Annotated in this window: 24 protein-coding genes and 1 pseudogene; 9 read left to right on the forward strand and 16 right to left on the reverse strand. The window is 71.4% G+C overall.

Annotation, left to right across the window (positions count from 1 at the left end):
- Positions 1-46: 46 nt before the first annotated feature.
- The 7 genes from ABD211_RS10875 to ABD211_RS10905 all read right to left on the reverse strand — a co-directional run bounded on the left by ABD211_RS10875 (position 47) and on the right by ABD211_RS10905 (position 7367).
- Complete coding sequence (locus ABD211_RS10875) at positions 47-1207, reverse strand: endonuclease/exonuclease/phosphatase family protein (RefSeq protein WP_344128949.1); 1161 nt, start codon at positions 1205-1207, stop codon at positions 47-49.
- Entirely contained in the window at positions 1204-2223 is a 1020-nt protein-coding gene (locus ABD211_RS10880; RefSeq protein WP_344128951.1) for a glycosyltransferase family 2 protein, read from the reverse strand. The genes ABD211_RS10875 and ABD211_RS10880 overlap by 4 nt, the downstream gene beginning before the upstream one ends.
- Before the next feature lie 3 nt (positions 2224-2226).
- On the reverse strand, positions 2227-3237 hold the full coding sequence (locus ABD211_RS10885) for a glycosyltransferase family 2 protein (protein WP_344128953.1): 1011 nt from the start codon (positions 3235-3237) through the stop codon (positions 2227-2229).
- Positions 3238-3252: 15 nt separating this feature from the next.
- Complete coding sequence (locus ABD211_RS10890; RefSeq protein ID WP_344128955.1) at positions 3253-4188, reverse strand: UbiA prenyltransferase family protein; 936 nt, start codon at positions 4186-4188, stop codon at positions 3253-3255.
- A gap of 23 nt (positions 4189-4211) precedes the next feature.
- Positions 4212-5252: an NAD-dependent epimerase/dehydratase family protein gene (locus ABD211_RS10895; RefSeq protein WP_344128957.1), complete on the reverse strand. Its 1041-nt coding sequence runs from the start codon at positions 5250-5252 to the stop codon at positions 4212-4214.
- Positions 5246-6574, reverse strand: coding sequence for an aspartate aminotransferase family protein (locus ABD211_RS10900; RefSeq protein WP_344129034.1), 1329 nt, complete (start codon positions 6572-6574; stop codon positions 5246-5248). Before ABD211_RS10900 ends, ABD211_RS10895 begins: the two co-directional genes overlap by 7 nt.
- 115 nt (positions 6575-6689) lie before the next feature.
- The gene (locus tag ABD211_RS10905; protein ID WP_344128959.1) at positions 6690-7367 is read right to left on the reverse strand and encodes an AfsR/SARP family transcriptional regulator; all 678 of its coding nucleotides are present in this window, start codon (positions 7365-7367) and stop codon (positions 6690-6692) included.
- A 253-nt stretch (positions 7368-7620) separates the two neighbouring features.
- On the opposite strand from ABD211_RS10905, the gene ABD211_RS10910 reads away from it, so the two are divergent.
- From ABD211_RS10910 to ABD211_RS10920, 3 genes are all read left to right on the forward strand, one after another.
- Positions 7621-8691: a sensor histidine kinase gene (locus tag ABD211_RS10910; protein ID WP_344128961.1), complete on the forward strand. Its 1071-nt coding sequence runs from the start codon at positions 7621-7623 to the stop codon at positions 8689-8691.
- Positions 8692-8785: 94 nt separating this feature from the next.
- Complete coding sequence (locus tag ABD211_RS10915; RefSeq protein ID WP_344128963.1) at positions 8786-9886, forward strand: AMP-binding protein; 1101 nt, start codon at positions 8786-8788, stop codon at positions 9884-9886.
- Positions 9887-10679: 793 nt separating this feature from the next.
- The gene (locus tag ABD211_RS10920) at positions 10680-13175 is read left to right on the forward strand and encodes a DEAD/DEAH box helicase (protein ID WP_344128965.1); all 2496 of its coding nucleotides are present in this window, start codon (positions 10680-10682) and stop codon (positions 13173-13175) included.
- Here ABD211_RS10920 and ABD211_RS10925 read toward each other — a convergent pair.
- From ABD211_RS10925 to ABD211_RS10940, 4 genes are read right to left on the reverse strand one after another with little or no spacing between them, the layout of a single operon-like run.
- Entirely contained in the window at positions 13172-14110 is a 939-nt protein-coding gene (locus tag ABD211_RS10925; RefSeq protein WP_344128967.1) for a hypothetical protein, read from the reverse strand. The genes ABD211_RS10920 and ABD211_RS10925 overlap by 4 nt on opposite strands.
- Positions 14111-14145: 35 nt before the next feature.
- Positions 14146-14892: a HEAT repeat domain-containing protein gene (locus tag ABD211_RS10930; protein ID WP_344128969.1), complete on the reverse strand. Its 747-nt coding sequence runs from the start codon at positions 14890-14892 to the stop codon at positions 14146-14148.
- 9 nt (positions 14893-14901) lie between these two features.
- Positions 14902-16230, reverse strand: a complete 1329-nt coding sequence (locus ABD211_RS10935; RefSeq protein WP_344128971.1) for a WD40 repeat domain-containing protein — start codon at positions 16228-16230, stop codon at positions 14902-14904.
- Complete coding sequence (locus ABD211_RS10940; protein WP_344128973.1) at positions 16227-16739, reverse strand: SigE family RNA polymerase sigma factor; 513 nt, start codon at positions 16737-16739, stop codon at positions 16227-16229. Before ABD211_RS10940 ends, ABD211_RS10935 begins: the two co-directional genes overlap by 4 nt.
- A gap of 120 nt (positions 16740-16859) precedes the next feature.
- Between ABD211_RS10940 and ABD211_RS10945 the strand changes: the two genes are divergently transcribed.
- Positions 16860-17834 carry a threonine ammonia-lyase gene (locus ABD211_RS10945; RefSeq protein ID WP_344128975.1) on the forward strand — a complete coding sequence of 325 codons (975 nt, stop codon included), beginning with the start codon at positions 16860-16862 and terminating at the stop codon, positions 17832-17834.
- 8 nt (positions 17835-17842) lie between these two features.
- On the opposite strand, the gene ABD211_RS10950 is transcribed toward ABD211_RS10945, so the two are convergent.
- The 3 genes from ABD211_RS10950 to ABD211_RS10960 all read right to left on the reverse strand — a co-directional run bounded on the left by ABD211_RS10950 (position 17843) and on the right by ABD211_RS10960 (position 20611).
- On the reverse strand, positions 17843-18829 hold the full coding sequence (locus ABD211_RS10950; RefSeq protein ID WP_344128977.1) for a hypothetical protein: 987 nt from the start codon (positions 18827-18829) through the stop codon (positions 17843-17845).
- A gap of 61 nt (positions 18830-18890) precedes the next feature.
- Positions 18891-19664, reverse strand: a complete 774-nt coding sequence (locus tag ABD211_RS10955; RefSeq protein ID WP_344129036.1) for an ABC transporter permease — start codon at positions 19662-19664, stop codon at positions 18891-18893.
- Positions 19664-20611, reverse strand: a complete 948-nt coding sequence (locus ABD211_RS10960; RefSeq protein ID WP_344128979.1) for an ATP-binding cassette domain-containing protein — start codon at positions 20609-20611, stop codon at positions 19664-19666. The genes ABD211_RS10955 and ABD211_RS10960 overlap by 1 nt, the downstream gene beginning before the upstream one ends.
- Positions 20612-20783: 172 nt before the next feature.
- On the opposite strand from ABD211_RS10960, the gene ABD211_RS10965 reads away from it, so the two are divergent.
- The gene (locus ABD211_RS10965; RefSeq protein WP_344128981.1) at positions 20784-22151 is read left to right on the forward strand and encodes a condensation domain-containing protein; all 1368 of its coding nucleotides are present in this window, start codon (positions 20784-20786) and stop codon (positions 22149-22151) included.
- Positions 22152-22164: 13 nt separating this feature from the next.
- A complete protein-coding gene (locus tag ABD211_RS10970) occupies positions 22165-23067 on the forward strand; it encodes a phytanoyl-CoA dioxygenase family protein (RefSeq protein WP_344128983.1) in 903 nt (300 codons plus the stop codon).
- Between the two features lie 202 nt (positions 23068-23269).
- Here ABD211_RS10970 and ABD211_RS10975 read toward each other — a convergent pair whose 3' ends face one another.
- A complete protein-coding gene (locus ABD211_RS10975) occupies positions 23270-23791 on the reverse strand; it encodes a DM13 domain-containing protein (protein WP_344128985.1) in 522 nt (173 codons plus the stop codon).
- A gap of 4 nt (positions 23792-23795) precedes the next feature.
- Entirely contained in the window at positions 23796-24143 is a 348-nt protein-coding gene (locus ABD211_RS10980) for a winged helix-turn-helix transcriptional regulator (protein ID WP_344128987.1), read from the reverse strand.
- An 89-nt stretch (positions 24144-24232) separates the two neighbouring features.
- Here ABD211_RS10980 and ABD211_RS10985 point away from each other — a divergent pair, with 89 nt between their 5' ends.
- The 3 genes and pseudogenes from ABD211_RS10985 (at position 24233) to ABD211_RS10995 (ending at position 25950) form a co-directional block, all read left to right on the forward strand.
- Positions 24233-24817: a class I SAM-dependent methyltransferase gene (locus ABD211_RS10985; protein ID WP_344128989.1), complete on the forward strand. Its 585-nt coding sequence runs from the start codon at positions 24233-24235 to the stop codon at positions 24815-24817.
- 18 nt (positions 24818-24835) lie between these two features.
- Positions 24836-25486: pseudogene (locus ABD211_RS10990) on the forward strand (ribonuclease FAU-1 family protein).
- The gene (locus ABD211_RS10995; protein ID WP_344128991.1) at positions 25486-25950 is read left to right on the forward strand and encodes a GNAT family N-acetyltransferase; all 465 of its coding nucleotides are present in this window, start codon (positions 25486-25488) and stop codon (positions 25948-25950) included. The pseudogene ABD211_RS10990 and the gene ABD211_RS10995 overlap by 1 nt, the downstream one beginning before the upstream one ends.
- The last annotated feature ends 5 nt before the right edge of the window (positions 25951-25955 follow it).

Below are 25955 nucleotides of genomic sequence, written 5' to 3' on the forward strand. Positions count from 1 at the left end.
TGGCCGGTGCGGCACCGACCGCTTCTATAGAAGTACCCAAATACGCCTAGTGGCGCAAACCAACCTTCAGTTCCTGGGCCTTGTGGTCCGACAGGCCCGCGCTGTCGCGGATGTCGTACGTGTAGACGTCCAACGACCCGCCCGCGAAGACGTGGTCGAGGCGCCACCATCCGTGCCCCCGCGCGTCCCATGTCGACGGATAGAGCCCGCCGCTCGTGACCTCCTGCTGACGCAGGCGGTCACGCAGGACGTCCAGCTCGCCCATGGCGCTGGTGCTGTTGAAGTCGCCGGACACCAGCGCCGGACCGGACACCGTGTCCAGGTCGGCGGTGAGTGCCCGCCAGCTCGCCTCGCGGCGGGCCGACTGCTCCCGGATGACCGAGTAGAACCGGCCGGTGAACGGGCTGCGCCCGCCGTCGAGCTGCACCGGGATGTGCACGTTGTAGAACGCGACGGTCCCACCCCCGACCACGATGTCGGTGCGCAGCGTCTTCGTCGTCCAGTACGGCAGGAAGTCGGTGCCGGGCGGCGGCGCGCTGCCCCGCTCGGCCGACAGCCACGCCGAGCCGTCCAGGGCCCGGCTGCTCACGATCGGGAGCCGGGACAGCGTGATCAGCTCGCTGTTCGCCACGATCTCGTAGCCCGGGAACTCGCGTTTGATCTCCGCGAGCTTGTCGATCGGGCGCGGCGCGTCGGTGAAGTACAGGTACTCCTGCAACAGGTAGACGTCCGCGTCGAAGCGGCGAAGATAGTCGTAGAACGCGGCCGGGTCCTCGTCCTGCTCCCAGAACTGGGTGTTCCAGGACACCACCTTGATCGCGCCGGCCGGCACCGTGGGTGCGCCGCCCGGCAGCCGCAGGCCGGCCTGCGGGACCCCGGCCAGGAGCGCGACCGTCGCCAGGAGCGCGGTCACCGCCCGGACCCGCCGGCACGAGGCGAGCGGCACGAGCGCCGCCAGGACCAGCGGCATGGCCACGAACAGGAACGGCGGCGCCAGGTCCGGCAACAGCATCCACCAGAACCGCCCCGACAGGAACGGGTGCGTCACGACGTACCCCAGCCAGAGGCCGGTGGCGACGAGGGTGACGCGCCCCGCGGCCCGCCGCCACCGCGGCGGCCGCGTCACCGAGTCGGCCGGAGCGGCCGGAGCCGGTGGCGGGGAAACCGCCACCACCTCCGGCCGCGCGGGCCCCAACAACGAGGTCATGCCGGCGCCGTCTCAGCGAGCAGCGGGTCGTAGAGGCGCCGGAACGAGTCCGACACCAGCCACTGGGCCGCCCCGACCGCCACCCCGGACGCGATCGTCACGTTGACGATGAAGTGCACCGCCGTGAAGTACGCGAGGAAGGCGACCCCGCGCTGGCGGGCGACGAACCGGTACATGCCCAGGTCCGCGCCGAGCGACGCGGCCAGCGCCGCCGCCGGCACCAGCAGGGCCAACGGCCCGAACAGCAGCGCCAGCGGCAGGGAGACGACGGCCCCGAGGGCGGCCACGCTGCCGCCCGCACGTGACGACGTCTCAAACCCGCGCGCGAACGCCTTGCGGCGCGCGTAGAGCGGCACCCGGGCCCGCGCCCGCTTGAACAGCTTGCGCAGCAACGGGACCAGCTGGTCGTCGTGGTCGTGGCGGGCGCGCACCTCCTCGGTCAGCAGCATGTCGTAGCGCTGGGTGAGGCGGTGGCCGTAGTCGACCTCCTCGGTCTGGCGCAGCTTGGTGTTGAACGGTCCGACCTCGTCGAACGCCGAGCGGCGCAGCGCGCACACCGCCGGGAACATGAACGAGATCAGCCCCACCGAGGTCACGGACCAGTAGTGGTACTGCAGGGCCCGGTACTCCTCGACCATGCTGTCGCGGATGAGTGGCACCGGGTCGTGCACGCCGCACACGGCCGCGAGTTTGGCGTCGGCCTCAAGGAGCGCCACCGACCGCGAGATCGCCTCGGGGTCGAGCGCCACGTCCGAGTCGACGAACATGAGGATCTCGCCGGAGCTCGCCGCGACGCCCAGGTTGCGGGCGCCGGCGCAGCCGGAGTTGTACGGCGTGCGCAGGACGCGCACCCCCATGCTCTCCGCGATCGCGATGGAGTCGTCGGTGCTGCCGTCGTCCACCATGATCAGTTCGATGTTCCGGTAGGTCTGCGCCTGGATGGAGCCCAGGCACAGCCGCAGCGACGCGGCGTAGTTGTAGTTCGGCACGATGACCGACACGAGCGGTTGCGACACGGCTCAGGCCCCCTGCATCGACAGGCTGTAGGTGGTGCGGAAGTCCCGCGAGAACAGGCACTGGAACAGGCCCGCCCCGACGGCCAGGCCGACGGTGACGTTCACGACGAAGTGCACCGCGGTGTAGTAGACGAGGAACCACGGCGACACGTGCTTACGCACCTCGCGGTACATCGGGATGTCCGCGGCGACGAACGCCGCGAACAGGGCGACCGGGACCAGGGTCCAGGCCGCGCCCAACACGAACGGCAGAACCATGGCGAGTACGGCGCCCAGCGCGGCGATGCTGCCCCACCCCCGCGACCCGTTGGTCGGGCCGCCGGAGAAGTCGGGGCGGTTGAGGAACAGCGGTACGTGCAGCCGCGCCCGGTGGAAGAACTTGTTGAGCAGCACGCCGAACCTGTCGTCGTGGTCGTGCGCGCCGACGACCTCGTCGGTGAGCAGGATCCGGTACCGCTGGGTGAGCCGGTGGCCGTAGTCGGCGTTCTCGCTGTGCCGCAGCGCCGGGTTGAACCCGCCGACCTCGGCGAACACCGACGCCTTGATGGCGAAGATGGCCGTGAACACCGTGCTGGTGTCGCCGAGGTCGCCGATCCACCACGAGTACAGCTGCAGCGACCGGTACTCCTCGACGAGGCTGTCGCGGACGAGCGGTTTGGGCGTGTAGGTGCCGCACACCGCACCGATGTTCGGCTCGGTGAGCATGAGGCGCACCGCGTTGGTCACCGCGTCCGGGCGCAGGGCGACGTCGGAGTCCAGGAAGAACAGGATCTCCCCGGTGGCCACCTCGGCGCCCAGGTTGCGGGCCGCCGGGGCGCCGATATTCGTGCCGGTGCGGAGCACGCGCGCCCCCCGCGACCGGGCGATCTCCACAGAGTTGTCGGTGCTGTTGTCGTCGATGACGATGACTTCGATGGCGGGGTAGTCCTGGCCGTTGACGGCGGCCAGGCACAGATCCAGCGTCTTGGCGTAGTTGTAGTTGGGAATGATGACCGACACGGTCGGCGTGTTCATGTGTCGTCGCCCTTTCTAGTGCGCGGCGAACAGGGTGGAGCCGATGAGCGCGGCCCACAGGGTTGAGTTGATCAACATGGCGCGGTCGCGGAGCAGGACCCGGACGGGCTCGCCGCCGCTGGTCTCCACGACCACGACCTGCAGGTAGCGGGCCAGCCCGAAGAGCGCGAACGGCACGGAGCCGAGCAGCGCGACCGTCGTGTACGGCGGCGGGACCGCGGTGTTGAGGTGGAACAGGAAGGCGCTGATCGCCAGCACGGCGCACAGCACGATCAGGTACTCGAGGTACTGCGAGGAGTACCCCCGCAGGGACGGCCGGTGGGCCAGGCCACCCGCGCCGACCTCGTGACGCCGCTTGCCGAGGATCATCAGCAGGCACACCGCGAAGACCGCGATGAGCAGCCAGCTCTGCACCGGCACCTCGGCGGCCAGGTAGCCCTGGACGACCCGCAGCACGAAGCCGAGGGCCACGACGAACACGTCCACCAGCGGCACGTGCTTGAGCCCGCGGGTGTAGGCGACGTTGAGCACCAGGTACACCCCGAGCGGCCACCAGGCGATGGCCGGCCCGCCCAGCACCACGGCCACCAACGCGGCCGAGACCAGGGCGCCGTAGGCGTACGCCAGGGGGACCGGGACCCGGCCCGAGGCGATCGGGCGCAGCCGCTTCTTCGGGTGCACCCGGTCGCGGTGCCGGTCGGCGATGTCGTTGATGATGTACACGGCCGAGGAGGCGAGGATGAAGCCCAGCACGGCCCAGCCCACCGCGAACAGCGGGCCCGCGCGCAGTGCCGCCGGATCGAGCAGCGCGAGCGGCACGACCAGCAGATTCTTAACCCATTGGTACGGCCGGATCAGCGCGATCAGGTCCCGCACCAGCCCGACCGGGCGCGTGGGCGCCGTTATGGTGAGAGGCGGTGACGTGCTGATCGCTTCGTCGATAATGGTCATGGCTGTACCTCCAATAAGGACGGTTAGAAGACCGCCTTGGCGAGGGAGAGCGCGCCCTGACGCCAGGGCTCACGACTGGTGCGGCCAGTCGAGGACTTGCTGGTGGCGGTCCGGTTGCACCGCCACCAGTCGTACGTGCGCAGGATGGCGTCGCGGTTGGACAGCTTCGGCGCGAAGCCGAGCACCTCCCGGGCCTTGTCGATGCTCACGTACGAGTCGGCCATCAGCTTGTGCAGCAGGCGGCCGTACACGGGGGACAACTTGGTGCGTTCCAGCAGCCGCAGCGTGGCCAGGGCGGGCTTCGCGGGCACCGAGATGACCCGCTTGCCGTGCCCGGCCGCGTCGAGCACGGCCTGGAAGTCCTGCCGGATCGTGCCGAACTCGGCCGCCGCCAGGTTGAACGTGTCGTTCGCGATGTCCGCCGGCGCGTCCAGGGCGGTCCGCACGGCGTCGACGAGGTCGTCGATGGCGAACATCTGGATCCTCACGTCGCCCTTGCCGAGGACGGGGAAGTTGTGGCCCTCCTCGGCCCACTCGAAGAGCATCGCGAACAGGCCCATCCGGCCCGGCCCGAGGAACGTCTTGGGCCGCAGCATCGGCACGCACAGGCCGTACCGGCGGAACTCCTCGCCGACCTCCTCGGCGCGGGCCTTCGCCCGGCTGTAGGGGTCGACGGGGGAGCGGGGGTAGTCCTCCGTGGTCGGGACCACGTCGGGCAGGCCGTACACGGCGGTGGACGAGATGTGCACGACGCGGGGGGTGTGGGCGAGCAGGGCCGCGTCGAGCACGTTGCGGGTGCCGCCGACGATGATCGAGTCGATCTCGGCGGCGCTGTAGGTGGGCAGCGCCGCGGCCGTGTGGACGACGGCGTCCACCCCGGCGACGGCCGACTGGACGGCGGCCCGGTCGCGCACGTCGCCGATCTTGTAGTCGACGCCGGGCACGGGCTCGAGCGGCTCGCGCAGGTCGACGCTGCGCACGTGGAGACCGGAGTCGGCCAGCGAGCGCACGACGGCGCCGCCGAGCATCCCGGAACCACCGGTGACAAGGACGGACTTCACCACAGTGACGACACCTTCTCTCGAACGAAACGGGTGACGAGGCGGGGCAGGCCGACGGCCAGGGTGGCGTCGAGCGCGTCGAGGAACCGCTCGACGTCGGCCGGGTCGGTGACCAACGGCGGACCCACCACCAGCGGGTTCTTGCCGTTGAGCGTGTAGTAGGCGTAGATGTCGTGCCGGCGGTAGAGGTCGTCGATCACCGCGCAGGTCACGAGCTTCGTGCCGAACTGGGGGTCGCGGGCGATGCCGCCGGGGGCGAGCTTGCCGATCAGGTCCAGGACCTTGTTCGGGCGCAGGAACACGCCCCACAGGGCGCCGGCGCCCCGCACCTCGACGACCTCGTCCTCGTGCTCCTTGGCGATGCGGGCCAGGCCCGGGCCGAGGATCCGCTCGATCGCGCGGGCGCGCGCGGGGAAGTCCTCCTCGACCGCGACGTTGATCGCCTCGATCGCGGTGGCGCACTCCTCGCCGAAGCCGTAGTACGTCGTGGAGGTCGACTGCAGCAGGGCGTCCTTCATGCTGTCGTACGCCTTGCGGAAGATCGGCTCCCGCGCCACGTACGCCGAGATGGACGACTTGCCGCCGCCGAACGACTTCGACGTCGTCACCACGTCCGGGATCAGGCCCGGGTAGCGCATGAAGTAGAACATCGTCCCGGTCTTGCCCCAGCCGGTGTAGATCTCGTCGAACACCAGCACGATGTCCTCGGCCGTGCACAGCTCGCGCAGCCCGCGCAGGAACTCCTCCGAGCAGTGCCGCATCGTCGAGGCACTGAACGGCTCGATGAACAGCGCGTACACGTCGCTGCTGCCGTCGTCCCGGCGGTGCTCGGCGATCAGCTGCCTGACCGCCTCGAGGTCGCCGTACGGGAAGACGACCACGCCGGGGATGCCGGGGAACGCGAAGTGGTTCTGCGAGCTGCCCGTCAGGCTGCCCGAACCGAGCAGCTTGCCGTGGAAGCTGATGTCGGCCCGCAGGATCGTGTTCCGCTTGCCGCCGTGGTACTTGTACGCCAGCTTGACCGCGCCCTCCACCGCCTCCGCACCGGAGTTGGGCAGGAACGACATGTTCAGGTCACCCGGCAGGACGGCCGCGAGGTTGTGACCGAGCGCCCCGACGTACGGCGAGAAGTAGGTCTTGTGCACCTCCATGCGACCCTGCCGGGCGAAGCGCTCCCGCGCGGCGATGATCCGCGGGTGGTTGTGGCCGTGGTTGAGCACGCCCACCCCGCCCGTGAAGTCGAGGATGCGCCGGCCGTCGCGGGTGGTGATGACCGCGCCCTCGGCGTGGTCGACCAGCTCCTGGCCGAAGCCGAACGAGGTCATGAGCTTGACCTGGCTGGCGTTGACGTGGTCGCGGTACAGCTGGTGCACCTGCTTGACCGACAACTGCTCGCAGTCGTCGAGGCTGATCAGGTTGGTCATCGTGGTCTCCCTTCAGTCAGGCCTGGATCAGTTCCGCGTTGGCCCGCGCCGCCACGTCGGTCCACCGGCGGGCCTGTCCCCGTAGGCCCAGCCGGTGGTGCGCGGCGACGATCAGCTCGTACGCGTCGAAGTCGTAGGGGTCGATGAGGCTGGCGCGGCGGGCCCACTGGATGACCGTCCAGTCGTCGCCGGCGTCGAGCGCGGCCCGGCACAGTTCGTGCGCGCCCCGCAGGGCCTGGGTGTGCAGCCACTCGCGCTGGTCGAGCAACCAGAGGCTGTCCTCGTCGGGCAGCAGCGGCCCGGCGTAGTGCGCCATCGCGGTCGTCAGGTGTGCGACGACCGCGTCGCGGTCACCGACGCGGGCGGCCTCCGTGCCCGCCCGCATCGAGGACTCGAACCGCGCGAGGTCGGTGGTGACCCGCTCGCCGTTGAGCTGGTAACCACGTTCGGTGGTGACGATCGAGGCGTCGCCCAGGACACGGCGCACGGCGTGCACCGCGACCTTGACGGAGGTGGCGCCCACCCGCGGCCAGAGCGCGTCGCCGAGCTCCTCGCGCGAGACCACCCGGTCGCGGTGCAACAGCAGGTACTGGAACAGGGCACGTGCCCGACCAGCCCCCCAGGCCGTCACCGGCTGACCGGCCACGGTCAACCGGAAGCCGCCGAGCACCTGTGCGACCGCCTCGCCCGACATGGGTCCTCCTGTGTGCCGGTGCCGGACCGGGTGTCCGGCGGTGTTGGCACGACCGTATGAACGGGCAGGTGCGCGTCGACAGGTAGCGATGCCTGGCGGGGGGCAAGTGTGGACCGAGGGCGTAGGTCCAACTACGACGTCGGTAGTACGACCGGGTGCTGTGCGTGATGGCCCGATCGCAGATAGAGTTACTTCACTTTCGGCGACGGGGGCTGTGCCGGCCTCCGCCCGTAGGGCACCAGGGGGAGTGTTCGTGACCATCGGTGTGCCGGCGCCCGGCGTGGAGTTCTCCGCCGAGCGCGCCGAGATCATGGACGCCTACCTGGCCGCGCTCCGGCTGGACAACAGCGTGCTGACCGCGTCCGGCGTGGTCGAGGAGCTCATCGCGCAGGTCAACTCGGTCCTCGACGACGTGGTGGGCCGCATCCTCGCGGCCGAGGGTCCCGACTCCATGGAACCCGCGGGCACGTCGCGCCTGCTGGCGTTCGACATCGGTACGAGCCGGGCGCAGCGCGGCATCCACCCCGTGGAGTCCCTGCGCGCCGCCACCACGCTGTTCGAGACGACCCTGCCGGTGCTGATCCGCCGGTTCGCGCCGAACGACGGCCTCGGGGCCATGCGGATCAGCCGCATCCTCCACGAGTCGATCATGGATCGGGTCGCGCTCGCGTCCCTGTCGTACGTGAAGCTGCTGCTGGACAAGCTGCAGGCCTCGCGCCGCGAGGAGCGCGTGCGCATCGCCCGGGAGCTGCACGACCGCGTCCTGCACAGCATGGGCCTCACGCTGCAGCAACTCGATCTCTACCGGCACGCCGCGCTGAACGGGCAGCCCAACCTCGCGAAGATCGACGCGGCGATCGGGTCGCTGGCCGAGGCGGTGCGCTCCGTCCAGCAGCTCACCGCCGAGCTGCGTCGCTCGATCGGCAACGGGGGCCTGGAGCCCGCCCTGCGCGCGTACATGCGGGAGAACGTGCCCGACCGGATCACCGTCACGCTCACGGTGCGCGGCGACTGCAAGGGCCTGCCCGCCGACATCGCCGAGGAGCTGTACCTGATCGTCCGCGAGGCCGCCCGCAACGCGGTCAAGCACGCCGACCCGACCAACCTGGTCCTGCGCGTCGACGTCGACAACGCCGTGGTCAACGCCACCGTCACCGACGACGGGGCGGGCTTCGACCCGACCGACCGGGACCGCTTCGGCGGCGGCCTGCCGTCCATGCAGGAGCGCGCCCAGCTGCTCAACGGCCGCATCACGATGACCAGCCAGGTCGGCTCCGGCACCACCGTCGAGGTCAGCGTGCCGCTGCCCGACTCGTTCCGCTGATATGGGTACATGACCGGCGCGTAACCGGTGGGGAATAGCGTGATTGCTCCGCCCACCCAGGGGCGGTGCACATCCGTCCCCAGAGGTACCCGCCATGTCTGGACACCCCGGAGAGCAGTACTACTCCGTCGTCGTCAATGACGACGGAGACCACGGCCGCTGGCCGGTCGGCCGCAAGCCGCCGACAGGCTGGCGGTTCGACTCCTTCCACGGCACGGCCGGCGCGTGCGAGCGGCACGTCACCGCGCTCGCCGCGGTCCGCTACGCCCCGGCTCGCGGGGCCGGCGCCGCCCGCGACGCGGACGACCGGTTCGCCGCCGTGGCCGAGCGTCACCCCGACGCCACCGCCATCCGCGAGGGTGCCGCCCACCTGTCCTACGGGGAGTTGCGCGCCTGGGTCGACGGTCTCGCCGAGGCGCTGCGCGCGGCCGGGCTGCGGGTCGGCGACGGAGTCGTCGTCCACGCGTCCGGGCGGGCCGAGGCCGTCGCGGGCCTGCTGGCCGCACTGCGGGCCGGGGGAGTGGCCGCGCCCGCGCGCTCCGACGAGGCCGCGTACGTGCTGGAAGCCGCTTCGGGTCTCGTCCGGCCACCTGCCGTTTCCGCCTCGATCGCGCCCGGCAGTGGGGTCATCGTCGCCGCGGGCGACGACGCCGGCGTCCTGCTCACCCAGCGGAACCTCGTGCGTCTCACCCAGCTGCCGCCCCTGTCCGCCGTGCCTGCGTCCCGACGGTCCGACGACGCGTTGTCGCTTGCGGGAGCGGTGCGCGCGCTGCTGACGGGCGACGCGCTCCAGCCGGTCGTCGCCACAACCGAGGACCCGCCGGACGGTGTGACCGGCTGGCAGGACCGCGGCGCGCTGTGGGCGCGGGCCGCCACGCCCGACGACGACCAGACGCTCGACCTGGTCGGCTTCCCCGAGGCCGGTGTGCTGACGTTCAAGGTCGACAAAACCGGTGGTCACCCTCTGCCCGGAGCGACGCTCTACGCTCTGGACGAAAACCTTGATCCGGTACGACCGGGAGAGGCGGGTCGGCTGCACGTCGGCGGCCCGGCCGTCGCGGCCGGCTACCCCGACCGGCCCGACCTGACCGTCCGCCGGTTCCTGCCTGACCCGTTCGCCGGCGACGGCCGCCGCATGTTCCGCACCCCCCTGACGGTCCGCCAACTCCCCGACGGCGCCTGGCAACCGGTCTGAACTTCGGCCGACGCGAAGGTGCGGCGGCAAAGTGCCCCGCTGAGGGCACTTTCCCGCCGCAGTACGACCGCTACCTGTAGATGACCGCGTGCGAGATGCCCCAGACGGGCCGGACGGTCCCGGCGAACTGGCCCTTGTTGTTGAGGTCCACGAGGTTCGCCTCGGGTCCACGCCGAGCGTCGTCAGATCGGTCCACTGCCCGCGGTGCCACAGCGCGGGACGGGTGAACCCGTCCGCCGGCTGTGAGGTCGCGAGGATCCGACCCTTGTCGTTGACCGCGATCAGGGTGGTGGTCCCGCCGCCGAGCGTGCCGACGTCGGTCAGCGTCCCCGTGCGCCACAGGGCGCCGCGCTCGCGCTGCTCGTCGGAGTGCACCCCACCGAGTCGATGGCAGCAACGCTGTCATGATCGGCGTTTGGTGGCTGAACGTGCAGCGTGCGCGCACGTTGATCGCGGTTTCGTGTACCAGGGTGTAGCCCAGCTCCACCCTGGTACACGAAACGCCGATCTTTACTGTCATGCGCCGGTCAGGACACCTGACCGGCGACCCGAGGGCGGACGCGCCGCGATGATCAAACACCAGCACGCGACTTCGGGACAGGCCTAGAGCTGGCTGTGGCGCATCTGGGTCGCTATGCGGGTCACAGTCGCCACGCCCAGAGCGACAAGCTGAGCAACGCCGAGGATCTTGAGGTGGCAGGTGCTGTCCTGACGTCGGCGATATTCGTGGAATGGTCTGACGGAGAGCGGCGGGTTGGTGATCGCGGCTCGGGGCGGGCAGGATGGACCGACCATGACGATCACAGATCAGTTGCCCGCCGCCGACGCCGGTCCCGATGAGCTTTTTGAGGCCATCGCGACCTGGGCGTCCGATCGTGGGCTCAGCCTCTATCCGCATCAGGAGGAGGCGCTGATCGAGATCGTGACCGGCGCGAACGTGATCCTGAACACCCCGACCGGGTCCGGCAAGAGCCTGGTCGCGCTCGGCGCGCACGCCGCCGCCCTGGCCACCAACAAGCGCTCGTACTACACCGCCCCGATCAAGGCGCTGGTGTCCGAGAAGTTCTTCGCCCTCTGCGACGTGTTCGGGCCCGCCAACGTCGGCATGCTCACCGGCGACGCGAGCGTGAACGCCGACGCGCCGATCATCTGCTGTACGGCGGAGATCCTGGCCAACATCGCGCTGCGCGGCGGCGCGGACGCCGAGGTCGACCAGGTCGTCATGGACGAGTTCCATTTCTACGCCGAGCCGGACCGGGGCTGGGCGTGGCAGGTGCCGCTCATCGCGCTGCCGCAGGCCCAGTTCATCCTCATGTCGGCCACCCTGGGCGACGTCACCCGGTTCGTGGAGGACCTCTCCCGGCGCACAGGAAGATCAACCGCCGTAGTCGCCAACGCCGAGCGGCCCGTGCCGTTGATCTTCACGTACGCGATGACGCCCCTGCATGAGACGCTCGAGGAGCTGCTGCAGACGAAGCAGGCGCCCGTCTACGTCGTGCACTTCACCCAGGCCGAGGCGCTCGAGCGCGCGCAGGCGCTGATGAGCGTGAACGTGTGCACCCGCGCCGAGAAGGACGCCATCGCCGCGAAGATCGGCAACTTCCGGTTCACGTCGGGCTTTGGCAAGACGCTGTCGCGGCTCGTGCGGCACGGCATCGGCGTGCACCACGCGGGCATGCTGCCCAAGTACCGCCGGCTCGTGGAGACGCTTGCCCAGGCGGGGCTGCTCAAGGTGATCTGCGGGACGGACACCCTCGGCGTGGGCATCAACGTGCCCATCCGGACCGTGCTGTTCACCGGGCTCTCCAAGTACGACGGGCAGCGGACAAGGCTGCTCAAGGCGCGCGAGTTCCACCAGATCGCCGGGCGCGCCGGGCGGGCCGGCTTCGACACCATCGGTACGGTCGTCGTGCAGGCGCCCGAGCACGTCATCGAGAACGAGAAGGCGCTCGCCAAGGCTGGCGACGACCCGAAGAAGCGCCGCAAGGTCGTCAAGCGCAAGCCGCCGGAGGGGTCCGTCGGCTGGGGTCAGCCGACCTTCGACCGGCTCACCACGGCCGACCCCGAGCCGCTGACGTCCGTGTTCCACGTCAGTCACGCCATGCTGCTCAACGTGATCGGCCGTCCGGGCGACGCGTTCGCCGCGATGCGCGAGCTGCTCACCGACAACCACGAGGACCGCCCCGCCCAGCGCCGGCACATCCGCCGCGCCATCGCCATCTACCGGGCGCTCCTCGCCGGCGGCGTGATCGAGAAGCTCCCCGAGCCCGACGCCGAGGGCCGCTCGATCCGGCTCACCGTCGACCTGCAGCTCGACTTCGCGCTCAACCAGCCCCTGTCACCGTTCGCGCTGGCGGCGATGGAGCTGCTCGACCCGGACGATCCGGCGTACCACCTGGATGTTGTCTCGGTCATCGAGGCGACGCTGGACGACCCGCGGCAGGTCCTGAGCGCCCAGCAGTTCAAGGCCAAGGGCGAGGCGGTCGCCCAGATGAAGGCCGACGGGCTGGAGTACGACGCCCGGATGGAGCTGCTGGAGGCCGTCACCTGGCCCAAGCCGCTCGAGGAGCTGCTCGGCGCCGCGTTCGAGACCTACCGGCGAGGTCACCCGTGGGTCGCTGACCACCAGCTGTCCCCGAAGGCCGTCGTCCGCGACATGTACGAACGCGCGATGACCTTCACCGAGTACGTCAGCTTCTACGGCCTGGCCCGCTCCGAGGGCCTGGTGTTGCGCTACCTCGCCGACGCCTACCGGGCGCTGCGACAGAGCGTGCCTGAGGACTCCCGCACCGACGACCTCGCCGACCTCATCGAGTGGCTCGGCGAGCTGGTCCGCCAGGTCGACTCGAGCCTCATCGACGAGTGGGAGAAGCTGCGCAACCCGGGCGAGGAGACGGTCGTCGAGGAGCGCCCGCCGGCGGTCAGCGGCAACACCCGCGCGTTCCGGGTGCTGGTGCGCAACGCCCTGTTCCGGCGCGTCACGCTCGCGGCCCTGCGGCGCTGGGACGAGCTCGGCGAGCTCGACGCCGAGTCGGGCTGGAACGCCGACGCCTGGGCCGACGCGCTCGCCCCCTACTACGAAGACCACGATGACATCGGTACGGGCCCCGCCGCGCGCGGCCCGAAGATGCTGCTCATCGACGCGGGCCGGGACAAGTGGACGGTCCGGCAGATCCTCGACGACCCGGCCGGCGACCACGACTGGGGCATCACCGCCGAGATCGACCTCGACGTCTCCGACGAGCTGGGCGCGGCCGCCATCCGCATCACGGACGTCGGCCGGCTCTAGCGCGCGGCCGCTATCAGGGCGATCAGGTCCTCACCTGCCGTGCTGATCCGAGGTGGGCCGTCGGCCGGCTGGGACATCACGCGGCGGCAGCCGTCCAGTTCGACGTAGGTGTCGCCGCCCGTGTTGTCGGCGCGACGCAGCAGCGCGAACCGCGTCGCCGGGGCGTCGCAGGTTGGTGCGGGCCCGGCGGCGCCCAGCTTCGCGGCGATGGGGCGCCACTGCCTGGCGGTGAGGACGCCGTCGTGGTCGAGGTCGCCCGTCGGCATGAGGCTGCCGCGCGTGCTGTCCGCAACGGTGTAGACACACAGCCGCACCTCGTCGCCGTCGCGCAGCGGTGGCGTGCCCGGTGTGGACCAGTTGGGTCCGCCGGTCTGGGTGGTGGTCCTGACCCAGACCATGTCGGCCCAGTGCTCGGCGCAGGTGGCCTTCCCGGCACCGCTCGACAGGTCCTCGCGGATCAGACGCTTGGACACCGGGGTGAGCTTGAGCGCCGTGACCGCGTCGCGTACCTCCTCACGGATGGTGCCGCACGAGTCGCTGGGCGTCCCGGGCCGCACCCACCGGTTGTCGGCGTCCAGGAGCACCACGAAGGGAATGATGTGGTCGATCGCCGTGCACGCGCCCCATCTGTGCTCGGAGGGCAGGCGCAGCGCGGCGAGCAGCCCGGCGATGTCGTCGGTCCGACCCTCGGTCAGGAAGTTCCGCTGGCTGAAGTCCGGATCCATCTCGAACGCGGTGGCGCAGACCACGGCGGCCGTCGGGGTGAAGCCGTCGTCCAGCGGTGGCAGGTCGAGCGAGTCGCTGCTCATCGCCTTGGTGGTGTCGGGGATGGCGTCGGCGCAGGAGGCCCATCCCGGCTCGATCCGCATGGGCGCGGTCTGCTCACAGCCAGTCAGGATCAACAATCCCGCGAGTACGGGAACCAACCGGCGCATGCGACCTCCCCGAGGTGTTACGGCGCCATCTTGGACTACTCGTCGGCCCCGTGGGTTCCCGTCTCGGCGAGCCGGTGCCGCAGCACCTTGGCCGCGTGGCCCCGGTAGTTCCGCAGCAGGTCGGCCAGCACCTCACGGACCTCCTGATCGGGGTGCTCGACGAGGTACGCCAGCTCCTCCGCGCCGCCCCACCGGCGGCCGTACAGCGCGTACAAAGCCTGGACGATCTCCCCGGGCTTCGTGGCCGCGCGAAGGTTGGCCATGAGCTGCGGCTTGCCGGTGGGCCGCTTGTCGTAGGGGTACGCGCGGCGCAGCTTTCCGGACCCGGGCGTGCCGGGCTGCACGCACGCGGGGCAGGCGCAGGGCCGGCGGCCGTGGGCGTCGGGCTGGTAGCGCCAGCCAACGCCCTGCGGGATCTGGCGCACGCGGCGCACCTCGGCGGGCGTCACCGCGCGGGGCACGAAGACCTCGTACCCGCGCGGGTCGGCCAGGTCGCGGACGATCGCGGCCGCCTCGGCCGCTGTCACCTGCCGGGGTTCGGTGCCGTAGCGGCCGACGGTGACCGGCTCGTCGTCGGGGATGCGCAGGTGCGCGGCGACGAGCACGCCCGGCTTCCAGCGGCGCAGCTCGCGCGTCCACTGGTAGGTCAGGGCGAACGACGGCAGCACCGGCATGCAGTACACGCCGCGCCCGCCGGAGCGGCCGTAGCTGCGCGCGGCGATGCCCGTCCGGACGACGCGCCGCGCGTTGCGCGCCGGGGTGAGGTGCACAAGGTCGGCCACCGGGCGAGCCTAACGGGCCGCGCGCCGGCGGCGTCGGCGGCGCAGGATCAGCAGCACCAGGGCGACGCCCAGCGCGCCGGCGCCGAGGGTTGTCGCCGCGTGGACGACCGGGACCCAGGGGCCGCGGTCGGGGGCGCTCGGCCGGATCGTGGCGTCCGCGATCAGGTTCGTGGCGAGCTGGATCCGGTACGGCCTGCAGCGGTGCTGGCCGTACTCGCAGGATCTGGTTGTCGGGAACCGGCTGAGGACGGTTCGGTGGCCGTCCACGACCGACACCTCGACGAGGGTGTCGGTGTCGGCGTCGTCGTCGGAACCCTCGACCACGATGCTCGTCGGCGACCGCCAGCCCAGCACGCTGCTGTCATACCGCAGGCTGTTCGGGACGGTGCCGCCCGACCCGGTCATGTCGACGAACCGGATTCCCATGTTTGTCTGGACGGCCATGAGGCGGCCGTCGGGCGACCAGGCGAGGGCGGAGTCCGCGGTCCCCGTCGGCGGCAGCCACTCGCCCACCTTCTCGGCGCGCAGGGACAGGATGGGCGAGTTCTGATCGGACTGTACGGCCAGGCGCTGGCCGTCCGGGGAGAACGCGGCCGCAAAGATGGGGCTGTTAGCGGGGTACCGGACGGTGGTGTCCGTGACCACGTCGAGGATGGCGACGTCGCGCAGTGGCTGCCCGCCGCGCAGCGAACTCTCCGCCCGGCCGTCGTTCGGCGACGGCGCCGGCACGGCGTACGCGAGGTAGCGGCTGTCCGGCGACCAGGCCAGCATGGTGATGCTCGCCCCGACGTTGCTGGCCCACGCGGAGCTGTGCCGCACGCTGGTGCGTCCGGTGGTCAGGTCGAGCAGGGTGAACTCGTCGGTGCCGGTGCGTTCCTCGAAGAACATCACGGACCGGCCGTCCGGGGACAGGCTGACGGGCGGGGCCGCGTTGTCGGGCAGGTCCAGGCGTCGGTAGGTGTCCCGGTCCGCGCCGGCGACGAGGGTCTGCCAGGTGGTGAAGAGTTCGCTGCTGCCGAACTCGTAGAGCGCGATCGCCCGCCCGCCCGGCCGGTCGGTGGCGTGGGACGTGAACCGGGACAGGTCGGCGAACTCGGCCGGCAGGCTCGGCCGGTCCGGTTGGTCGGCCGGGGTCGGGCGCTGCGGCCACGCCTGCCAGGGCGCGACCGCGAGCACCGCGACCACGGTCAGCGCGAGCGCCGCCCACCCGCTGGCACGCCGTCGGCGCTGGGACCGCCGCGCGCGGCGCAGCGTCTGCTCGGCGAAGCCGGTGGGCAGGGCCGGCTCGTCGGTGGTCTCGATGGCGGCGAACCGGGTCGCCAGGTCCGGGTCGGTCACTGCCGCTCCTCCCTACCGCTGCGTACGTAGTCGGGCATCAGGCGACGCAACGCCGCGATCGCCAGCGAGGTCTGGCTCTTGACCGTGCCGGCGCTGCAGCCGAGAGTCTCGGCGGTCTCCGCGATGTCGAGCTGCTCCCAGTACCGCAGGACCAGCACCGCCCGCTGGCCGGGCGAGATGCGGGCCAGCGCGGCCAGCAGGTCCAGCCGCCCGTCGGCGCCCTGATCGGGTTGGGCCTGCGCGGGCAGGTCAGCGACCGTCGTCACCTGGCGCGCCCACCAGCCCCGCCGGTCCTCCAGATAGGCGTTGACCACCATCCGGCGTACGTAGGCGTCGAGCGACGCCGCCTGGTTCGCCCGCCGCCAGTGCCGGTAGAGCAGGACGAACGCCTTCTGGACCACGTCCTCGGCCGTGTGCCAGTCGCCGCAGAGCCGGTACGCCAGGCGACGCAGCGTGACCGACCGCGCCCGGACGTACTCGATGTACTCCAGCTCCTGCTCAGTGCGCACCCGATCGTTCTCCTGACCGTCCCGCGATTCCTGTTACCTGTTGAGATGGGGGCACGCCCCGGTTTGGTTGTGGCCCGCGCATCGGATCGGGGGCGACCAGCGGGCCGTACGCTGGTCGGCGTGGGCGCCGAGTATGACATCCGCCGGCTCGATCTCGACCGCATCCGCGCGGCCCGCGACGTGATCGACCCGCTCTTCCTGGACTCGCCGTGCTACCCCTGCGACGCCCTGGGCGGCGCGCTCGGCTGCTCGGTGAGCGTCAAGCTGGAGACGGCGAACCCGGTGCGCAGCTTCAAGGGCCGGGGCACCGAGCTGGTCGCGAGCCGTCTGGCCGAGCAGGGCACGCCGGCGGTGGTGTGCGCCAGCGCCGGCAACCTCGGTCTTGCGCTGGCGTGGTCGGGTCGTCGCCGGGGCCTGGACGTGACCGTGGTGGCGCGGCGCCTGGCGCCCGCGGTCAAGCTCGACCGGATGCGTACCGCGGGCGTGCGCCTGGAGCTGGTGGACGGCGACTTCGAGGCGGCGCGCGAGCGGGCGGTTGCCATCGCGCGGGAGCGTGGCGTCCGGCTGGTCGAGGACAGCCTGGATATCGAGACCTGCGAGGGAGCGGCGACCATCGGCCTGGAGCTGGTCGGCGCGGTGTCCGCCGGCGACGTCGTCCTGGTCGCCCTGGGCGGGGGCGCCATGGCCACCGGCGTGGGCCACGTGCTGAAGGCGCTCGCGCCAGGGGTCGAGGTGGTCTGCGTCCAGCCGCTCGGCGCGCCGGCCATGACGCTGTCCTGGCGCGAGCGCAGGGTCGTCACCACCGACTCGATGGACACCATCGCCGACGGGGTGGCGGGCCGGTTCCCCATTCCCGAGGTCCTGGACGATCTCCTCCGGGTGGCCGATGACGCCGTCCTCGTGCGTGAGGCGTCGATCGTCGCGGGCATGCGTCTGCTTCTGGAGCAGGCGGGTCTGGTCGTCGAGCCGTCCGCGGCGCTGGGTGTCGCCGCCGTGCTGGAGGACCCGGGCCGCTTCGCCGGCCGCCACGTGGTCACGATCATCTGTGGCGGCAACGTCGACCTGGCCGCCTACCGTCATTGGGTCGGAGGGTGAGCCCCTGCTCAGGTGGCCGAGTCGAGCAGCGCGACCAGGGCGGTGTCGGCGAGGCCGAGGAAGGGCCTGCCGTCGATCGGCATGATCATGATGCGGCGGCAGCCGGTCAGCTCCACGTAGATCTCGCCCTGCGTGTCGTCGACGCGGCGGAGCAGGGCGAACCGTTCGGCCGGCGTCGAGCAGGTCGGGGCCTTCTTCGCGGCGCGCAGCGCCCCGGCGATCGGTGTCCACTGAGCGGCGGTGAGCAGGCTCCCCGACTCGAACGTGCCGGCCGGCTTCCCGGAGCCGCGCTCCGTGGCCGGCACCTGGTAGACGCACAGGCGAACCTCGTCGCCGCCGGCCAGCGGGCTGCCAGGGGTGGTGGCCCATACCCGGTCGGGGTTCAGCGTCGTCTCGACCCACACCATGTCGGCCCACTGCTGGGAGCAGCCGGACGCCGCCGCGTCCGACGACACGACCTCGCGGAGCGGACGCCTGGAGACCTCCGTGAGCCGCAGGGCGGCGACGGCGTCGCGCACCTCCACGCGAATCTTGCCGCAGGGGTCGCCCGGCGTGCCCGGGCGACCCCAGCGGTTGTCGGCGTCGACGAGCGCGACCCAGTCGATGCCCGGCAGGTCCGCCCTGCAGGCGCCGGTGGTGGGTGGCTCGTCCGGCAGTCGCAGCGCGGCCAGGAGGGCCGCGATGTCCTCGGCGCGACCTTCGGTCGCCATGAGCACCTCGCTGCCGTCGGGCCGCTTCTCCAGCGCCGTGGTGCAGACAACCGCGGCCACCGGCGTGAAGTCGTCGCCCAGCCGGGGAAGTCCGAGCTCCTCCGCGCCCACTTTCGTCAGCGGGCTCGGTTCCACGTCGGCACAGGCGGTCCACTGCCCACGCACCGCCATGGTCCCGGTCGGCGGCCCGAGGTCCGGCGACCCCGCGCCGGGGCTGGTGGCGGGCTGCGCACAGCCGCCGACCAGCGCACCGACAGCGATGAGCACCCAGCCGAACCTGCGCATGCGACCTCCCCGAGATGTACGGCGTCATCTTGGACTGTCCGTCGGCCCCGTTGGTTCCCGGTCAGTTGGCCGGGTCGCGGTTGTAGAGGTGCACCGACCAGCGGTAGCCGACGAGGATGATGGCGACGCACCAGACAGCCGCGACGAGCCCCGAACTGCCGATGCCCGTACCCAGCAGCAGGCCGCGCAGCGTCTCCATCATCGGCGTGAACGGCTGGTTCTCGGCGAACCAGCGCACCACGGCGGGCATCGAGTCGGTGGGCACGAAGCCGCTGCCGAGGAACGGCAGGAGCATCAGCGGCATGGGCAGGTTGCTGGCCGATTCGACCGTTTTCGCCCACAGGCCGAGGCCGACGGACAGCCAGATCATCGCGAGCGCGACCAGGGCGAGCAGGCCCGCCGTGGCGAACCACTCGACGACCCCGGCGGTGGGCCGGAAGCCCACGGCGACCGCCACGCCGACGACGACGGCCAGGCCCAGCATCGTCTGGCTGAGGCTGCCGAGGACGTGCCCGGCGAGGACGGACGGGCGGAAGATCGCCATCGTCCGGTAGCGCGCGATGATGCCCTCCTTCATGTCCGTCGCCACCGCGATCGCGGTGCCCTGGGCCGTGCCGGCGATGGCCAGCATGAGGATGCCGGGGGTGACGTAGTCGGCGTAGTCGCCGCGGTCGCCGGCCAGGCCGGCGCCCATCGTGCCGCCGAAGACGTACACGAACAGCAGCAGGATGATGACGGGCAGCCCGATGAGCACGGCGGTCATGGCGGGGAAGCGGCGCGCCCAGCGCAGGTTGCGCCGCAGCATGGTGAGGCAGTCGCGGACGGCGTAGCTCATCACGCAGGGGTCCTTTCCGTGGAGGTGAGGGCGAGGAAGACGTCGTCGAGGTCGGGCGTGTGCACGGCGAGGCTCTCGACCTCGACGGACGCGGCGTCGAGGCGGTCGAGCACCGCGCGCAGCGAGCGCACGCCCCCGTCGCTGGGCACCTGCAGCGCCAGCGCGTCGTCGTCACGGGTCGACCCGTCGAGCGCGCGGGCCGCCGCGTCGAGGTCGGCGGTGGAGGTGAAGGTGAGCCGCAGGTGCCCGCCGGGGATCAGCCGCTTCAGCTCGGCGGGTGTGCCCTCGGCCACGATCCGGCCGTGGTCGAGCACCGCGACCCGGTCGGCGAGCTGGTCGGCCTCCTCCAGGTACTGCGTGGTGAGGAAGACGGTGACGCCGTCGGACACGAGCTCGCGGATGATCTGCCACATGGTGCGGCGGCTGCGCGGGTCCAGGCCCGTGGTCGGCTCGTCCAGGAAGATCACCCGAGGGCTGCCGACGAGGGTCATGGCGAGGTCGAGGCGGCGGCGCATGCCGCCCGAGTAGGTGACGGCGGGCTTGCGGGCCGCATCCGCCAGGTCGAACCGGTCGAGCAGCTCGGTCGCCCGCCGCCGCCCGGCCTTCCGGTCGAGGTGGCACAGGTCGGCCATGAGCAGCAGGTTCTCCTCGCCGGTGAACAGGGCGTCCACCGCGGAGAACTGGCCGGTGACGCCGATCACCCTGCGCACGGACTCGGGGTCGCGCGCGACGTCCGCGCCGCCGACCGTGGCCGTGCCCCCGTCGGCGCGGATGAGCGTGGACAGGATCCGGACCGTGGTGGTCTTGCCGGCGCCGTTCGGGCCCAGCAGCGCGAAGACCTCGCCCTGGCCGATCGACAGGTCGACGCCGTCGAGGACGACCGTGTCGCCGTAGCGCTTACGTAGGCCGGCGGCGGTGATCGCCGGGGGAGGGGTGGGGGTGCCCATGCTTCCTCGATTCGTGCCGGAGGGGATTCCAACATGACGCGTTACATCGTAACCAGAAGACGCGATACATCGCGACTAAATCTTTTGACGGGTACGCCACGCCATACGGGCGATGCGGAGCGTGACGGAATAGATTTAAGGTCATCGATATGCGCACTCGTGGGACCTGCTGATGGGCACCGTGACCAGCCGGATCGTCGTCCCGTTCCACGGCGAGGGCACGGGGGAGGCCGAGCTGACCTGGGGTCAGCAGGGCATCTGGCTCACCATGGCGCGCACCGGCCGGACCATGAACATCGGCGGCGCCATGCCGCTGCCGGCCGGCACGCCGCTGTCGGAGATGACGACCCTTTTGAGCTATATCGTGAGTCGCCACCAGGCCCTGCGCACCCGGCTGCGGCTACGTCCCGACGGCCCGCCCCGGCAGGTGGTCAGCGGGTCGGGTGAGATCGCCCTCGACGTTGTCGACATCGGCCCGGGCGACGACGCGGACACCGCCGCCGAGGAGCTGCGGACGCGCTACGAGTTCACCCCGTTCGACTACCCGGTCGAGTGGCCGGTGCGGATGGGCGTGATCCGCCGCGACGGCGGCCTGACCCACCTCGTCGTGCAGTACTGCCACCTGGCCGTCGACGGCCTCGGCATCGACGCGGTCGCCCGCGACCTGGCCCACCTCGACCCCGCCACCGGTCAGGGCACCGCCCCCGTGTCGGGCCTCACCCCGCTCGAACTCGCCGCCCGCCAGGCGTCGCCCGCCGGCCAGCGCCAGAGCGCCAAGGCGCTGCGGTACTGGGAGGAGGTGATGCGGACCATCCCCGCGCAGCGCCTGGGCACGTCCGACGACCCGCGCGAGCCCCGGTTCTGGGACGTCATCCGGCGCTCGCCCGCCCTGCACCTCGCGAGCCGGGCCGTCGCCCACCGCACCCGCCGCGAGGTCGGCCACGTCCTGCTCGCCGCGTACGCGGTCGCGCTCGCCCGGCAGACCGGCATCACCACGAGCGTGGCGCAGGTGCTGGTCAGCAACCGGTTCCGGCCCGGCTGCGCCGACTCGGTCACCCAGCTCACCCAGCCCAGCATCGTCGCCATCGACGTGGCCGACACGACCATCGACGAGGTGGTGCGCCGCGCCTGGAAGGCGGCCACCAACGCGTACGTGCACGGGTACTTCGACACCTACGCCCACGGCGAGCTGATGGCACGCCTGACCGCCGAACGCGGCGCGTTCGACATCTCGGCGTTCGTCAACGACCGGCGCGGCGACCGTGCCCCCACCGCCGAGCCGCCCACCCGGGAGGAGATCGAGGCGGCGGTGCCGCGGGCGACCACCTGGGTGCTGCGCAAGCTCGACACCTTCGACGGCGTCCTCTACGTCACGTTCGACTCGGCGCCGGATGCGATCGACATCGACATCTGCGCCGACACGCGCCGCCTCGGCCCCGCCGGCATCGAGGCACTCGCCCGGGAGATCGAGGCGGTCGCCGTCGAGGCCGCCGTCGACGCCGACGCGCCCACCCGTGTCGGCGCGCCCGTCCGGATCTGAGGAGGTCACCGCAGTGGAACCGGCAACGCCCGGCCAGGACGTCGACGTCGTCGTCTCGGCCCACGAGCTGCGCGACGGGTCGCTGTCCGCGGCCAACGAGCGGCTCGCCGGGCTGCTCCTGCACACCCGGGGGTACGTGATTCTGCGCGGCGGCCTGCCTGCCGAGGTGGTGGCGGAGGGCGACGCGGCGTTCGGCGACGTGTTCGCCGACTGCGTCGACAGTGCCGACGGGGAGATCGTCCACATGGCCGGCATCGACTGCCGTGTCGCCCGGCGTACTCAGGCGGTTTTTTGGGAGAGAAACCACCGCTGGCGGGTATTTCCCCGGTTGGACGACGCGTTCAACAGCCCGTGGTTGTTGGCGAATCCGTTCGCGATGCAGTTGCTGAGGCCGACGCTGGGGGCGTTCACCTGCAAGTTCGTCAGCAGTGACACCTGCCTTGCGGGTGCGGAGATCCAGTCGCCGCACCGGGAGCTCGACCCCGGCCTGTCCTGGGAGCCGCGCGGCTACATCGTGAACATCCCGCTGCGCCGCTGCGGCCTGGACAACGGGCCGCTCGAAGTGTGGCCGGGCGGCAGCCACCTGTGGCGCGACGACGTGCTGCGCGGTCGGCTCGGCTTCGACGACACGGTGCAGGACGGCCGCAATCCCGACTTCGAGTGGCTCGCGTCGCTGTTTCCCTCACGGCGCGTGGTGCTCGATCCCGGCGACCTGCTCATCCGCGACCCCGCCCTGATGCACCGCGGCACGGTCAACCACACCGACCAGCCGCGCACGATGTTGGGCGTCTGCTACTTCCGCGACGGGCTCTACCACAACTACGGCCACCTGGGGCTGAGCCTGGACCGCGAGCTGTTCGAACGGCTGGCGCCGGAGATCCAGCCGCTGTTCAAAGCGTTCGAGACGGTGGCCTGACCGTCCGAAACGACGAGCGCGGCCTGTGCCTGTGGCTGCCGCACGGCGGCCTTCCCGTTCTGAGGTCTGTCCCGCCGACGTTTGGCCAGTTACGTGGGGAACTCAGCGCGCATTAGCGCAACGTTATTGCCCAAACGTTGACGACCTGGCATTCGAGGAGTACCCACCGACGTGGGCGGCGACAGCGACCTCCCGTGACCGGTCACGACAGTGGGGCGGCGCCGAAGGAGACGGAGAAGCGTTTGCACCACACCGTGACGCTGCGCAGTCCGGCGATGTCGACGCTCGAGGGCACGGCGTAGACCTGGGTGCCGCGGTTGCCCTTGAGGCGACCGAGCTCCACGTAGCGGCCGTCGTCGAAGGTGAACCAGTCGTCGCCGACCGGCTGGTCGGTGAGCCACACCCGCAGGTCGGGCCCGTCGGACGTGGCCAGGTCGCGCAGGACCAGCTGGTACGTTCCGGCCGGGAGCCGGATCAGCTGCGCCTTCCCGGTCGTGGTGTGCTCGTGGGTGACGAACGTGCCCTCGGCGACGAGCACCGCCGCCGCTCCCGCGGTGGTCGGGCTGGCCGGGGCGCCGGTCGACGGGGGCGCAGCCGACACGATCTCGGGAACGCTCTCGCGGACCGTGGTGTTCGTGAACAGCTTCCAGGGTTGGAACCAGTACGCCCCGGCCACCACGAGCACCGCGGTCAGGATCCCGATAGGGAGCAGCCACCGTCGCATGTGGCTACAGTACGTCGGCCGAGGGCTGCCCGCCCGGGGCGGTCCGCCCGGCGCCCCAGGCGGCAAGGGCGTCGATCACCGGGCCCAGTTGCCGGCCGGTGGCCGTGAGCCCGTACTCGACGCGGGGTGGGATCTCGGCGTAGATGGTGCGCTTGACGACCCCGTCGGCCTCCAGCGCGCGCAGGCGGTCGGTGAGCGTCTTCGGGCTGATGCCGACCAGCGACGCCCGCAGCTCCGAGAAGCGCCGGACCCCGCCGAGCAGGTCCCGGATGATCAGGATCGTCCACTTGCCGTCCAGCACCGCGACCGCCTGCGCCACAGGGCAGCTCTCGTCGACGCACTCACCCGGCATGAGTTTCCCCTGTCAAAGCCCATTAGTTCAGATCCTGATACTACTTCACTCTTTGACAACGGAGTCCCGTCGGCTCGTACCGTCCCCGCATGATGCGAGAGACATACGCGTTGCTGTACCGGCTGGGACTGCGGCCGTGGGAATCGTCCGAGCCACCGGCGCCGGTGGCCGCGTTCGTCGCCGCGAACCGGCCCGGCGTCGCGGTCGACCTCGGCTGCGGCACCGGCGACCAGGCGCGCTATCTCGCCGCCCACGGGTGGCAGGTCACCGCCGTCGACCTCGTGCCCCGGGCCATCGCCCTGGCCGCCGGCGGCGACCCGGAGCGAACGGTCGAATGGCGCGTCGCGGACGTCACACGGCCGGCCGAGGTGGATCCGGGCCGCAAGCTCGCCGGTCGATGCGACCTCGTGCTCGACAACGGCTGCCTGCACGGCCTGTCCGCCGACGAGCGGGAAGGCTGGGCGACCACGGTCCGGCACCTCGCGGCTCCCGGCGCGACGCTCCTGGTCCGGGCCGCACCACCGCGAGGTCGGGCCGGGGTCGGACCGGCCGGCATAGCGAGATCCACGATGGATCGGCTGCTCCCGCCCGACTGGACGCCCACTGCCGTGCCGACAGCGGATGCCCACGGTTGGCACGCGTACACCCTCGTAGCGTTCGGGGCGGCGGCCTGACGTCACTACGATGGCGGGATGACCCCTCCGGTCGGCGCCACGGTCGTGCACCGCTTCTTCGCCCGGGACGCGCTCGTGTTCGCCCGCGTGGCCCGGGTCGTCGGCAACGACGAGCGTGGCCTGCGGCTGTGGCTGCCCAACGGGGGACCGGCCGCCGTGCGGTTGGCCGCGGACGGGCGCGGCATCCGCGACATGCCGTTCGCCGAGTGGGTCGACCAGCCGACGGCGCTGAGCCTGACCCGCTGGTAGGGGCCGGACATCTTCATGCTGTTCCCGCCCGACGGATCCCACTCGGTGTGGTGGTTCTGGGACGCGCGCGGCGTCTTCGACGGGTGGTACGTGAACCTGGAGGCGCCGCACGTATGGTGGCGCGACGGCGAGGTCGCGGGCGTGGACACCACCGACCACGACCTCGACGTCGTCGTCTACCCCGACCGTACGTGGGAGTGGAAGGACGAGGACGAGCTCGCCGAGCGGCTCGCGTTCCCCGACCACTACTGGGTGGACGACGAGCCGGCGGTGTGGGCCGAGGGCGAGCGGCTCGTGCCGCTCATCGAGGCGGGCGTCTATCCGTTCGACGGCACGTTCTGCGACTTCCGACCCGACCTGGCCTGGGAGTCCCCGTTCGTGCTGCCGGACGGTTGGGACCGGCCCCGCCAACTGCGCTGATGTGGAACTACGAGATACGGACGTACGACGGCCGGCCGCCGTCCGACGTGGTCGTTTCGCCGTACGTCGAGTACCTTCTTGGGCCGGCCGACCCCCACCTCGTGTGGTTCCTGGCGGTGCACACGCCCGCGGCAACGGCGACCGGCGGGCTGCGACTGAGCCGTCGCGGCGGCCCGACCGGCCGCGACGTCATCGGCGAGTCGGCGACCGTCCAGCAGCTGTCGGTTGACCCCGCCCACCAGCGCGCCGGCGTAGGCACCGCCCTGATGCGCGCGGCCGAAGGCTGGCTCCGCGATCGGCCGAACCTGCCCCGGACGATCAGCCTCGGGGTGGAGACGACCAACGCCGCCGCGATCGCCCTGTACTCCCGACTGGGCTACGTCGTCACCAGCCGCGATGGCGTCCCCATCACGTTCGTGAGCGGGGACAACCATCTCTGCCAGGTCATGGTCAAGCGGCTGTAGCGGTT

Origin of the sequence: Luedemannella flava (assembly GCF_039528515.1) — a bacterium.
GTDB lineage: Bacteria > Actinomycetota > Actinomycetes > Mycobacteriales > Micromonosporaceae > Luedemannella > Luedemannella flava.